The sequence below is a fragment of the Psychromonas ossibalaenae ATCC BAA-1528 genome (genome assembly GCF_000381745.1).
Lineage (GTDB): Bacteria > Pseudomonadota > Gammaproteobacteria > Enterobacterales > Psychromonadaceae > Psychromonas > Psychromonas ossibalaenae.
Map to the genome: position 1 here is coordinate 1 of NZ_KB907066.1, position 1,818 is coordinate 1,818.

Annotated in this window: 1 protein-coding gene and 1 pseudogene; one reads left to right on the forward strand and one right to left on the reverse strand. The window is 40.7% G+C overall.

Going from position 1 to position 1,818, the window contains the following annotated elements:
• Nucleotides 1–55: 55 nt before the first annotated feature.
• Nucleotides 56–448, reverse strand: a pseudogene (locus G327_RS0123595) (IS110 family transposase); the annotation flags it as partial.
• Between the two features lie 394 nt (nt 449–842).
• Between G327_RS0123595 and G327_RS0123600 the strand changes: the two are divergent.
• Complete coding sequence (locus tag G327_RS0123600; RefSeq protein WP_019617270.1) at nt 843–1,628, forward strand: hypothetical protein; 786 nt, start codon at nt 843–845, stop codon at nt 1,626–1,628.
• Nucleotides 1,629–1,818 lie beyond the last annotated feature (190 nt).

Below are 1,818 nucleotides of genomic sequence, written 5' to 3' on the forward strand. Positions count from 1 at the left end.
AATTGTTAGTATATGGTGATCAGATCGCTAGTTGGAGGAAAAGTTCAATTTATAATGATCTTGCCGTGATGTTTTCAGGCTTTAATGTAGATAATGGTGGCTTAATAGCTTCACCATAATGTGCAATTAATTGTGCATCTAGTTTATCTGTTTTAGCTTTACGGCCAATTGCACCCGCAAACTTTTTTACATGCGCAGGGTTTGCGACTGTAAAAGGTAAATCTGCTTGTGAGCAGGCCATGATAAACGCATGTTCAAGTCGACCAGTTGCTTCAATAACAATGCGTGTTGGTTTATGTGGTTTAATTTGTTTAATGGCATCTTTAATGCCTTTTTCATCATTGCTGACCGTGAAGTAAATATCGAGAGGCCTGATATGAATATCGAGTTGAAACTTGCCTGTGTCCACACCGATAGTGATTTCTTTTTGATTGTTTGTGCAATTCATAATAAGCTGACTCCGCCTTGCTATTCGGGCTCGAGGCCCAGTTGACTATCCGAGTTTAATGCTTGGAGTCCTATACAACGTTCTTACTTGTTAACGGTCTCTCAAATGAGGAGCCTGGCGTTCATCGAACTGTTGTATAAGAAGGCTTTGGTTGCTGCCAAAGCTTGGGCCTCACACTACCCTAAAAGGTTTAAATGGTAATCATTTGGTGGGGATATTATCCATACAAGCCGTTAAAGTGCGACAAAATACAGTTGGCTATTTTCGCTGCGCTCAAGTTTAGCCAACAATATTTTGCGCCTTAACAGGGGCGTTAAATTTCCATCAGCTATTTTAGTGTAATTGTCTGTAATATAATTGTTTTTCATGGCGTGTTGTAGGAGCTAATAAAGTAATGTCTGATAACGTAAGTAAATTGAGAGCACTAATTCTAAATAGTGGAGATATTGCAGGAAGCGCAATTGCAGGAGCATTAGGGTTTGTTGCCGGAGGGCCTGTTGGAGCAGGTGTCGGAGCCGCGGCTGGTACATTTATTGGCAAAGTAGTAACGAAAGTTGGTTCAGATATTCATGATAGCTATCTGTCACCAAAAGAAGAGGCCAGAATTGGAGCTGGTGTTGCAATTGCTCTTTCAGATATAAAAAGGCGCTTAGAAGCTGGCGAACAATTGAGAAATGATGGCTTCTTTGAAAGCAAGTCTGACAAGAGAAGCGATGCTGAAGATATTCTGGAAGGTATGCTATTAAAATGTAAAGCTACCTATGAAGAAAAGAAAGTGCATTACTCTAGTAAGTTCTTTTCAAACATCTCATTTCAGAATGATATAGATGTCAATAGAGCATGTTATTACCTCCAGGTTTTTGAAAAATTAACCTATCGTCAGTTATGTTTGTTAAATATCTTTAATAGGGTTGGCAATACACTTAGATCGGAAAGCCTCACTGGGAAAAATGGAACACCTGAACAGTGGCTAATTTTGCAAGAAATACAAGATTTGAAAGACCTAAATCTAGTCTACCAAGGGGATGCAGACCAAAAGGTAACAACAGTATGGGGGCTTGGAGAGCTTGTTCCTGCTTACTTATATGGAACTGCTATCGGGCACGAGCTAGGGGAGCTATTTAGCTTATCAGAGATTTCTGATTCTGATTTAACAGATATTACTCGGTTGTTATTGTAAAAATTTAACAAGCTGCTGCACTGGACGCTTTGGTCTCGGCACGGTTTTTGAAAAAGGCGCTCAAAAATAGCGCCAACCTACGCGCCAGTGTTTGAGGCGTTAGTGCGTCAAGCGAAGCTTGATGCATCTTGCAGGGTGTAAGTCCCTGTCAGGTAAGGTTTAACCAACCACCTGTATCGAGTGTTGCGCC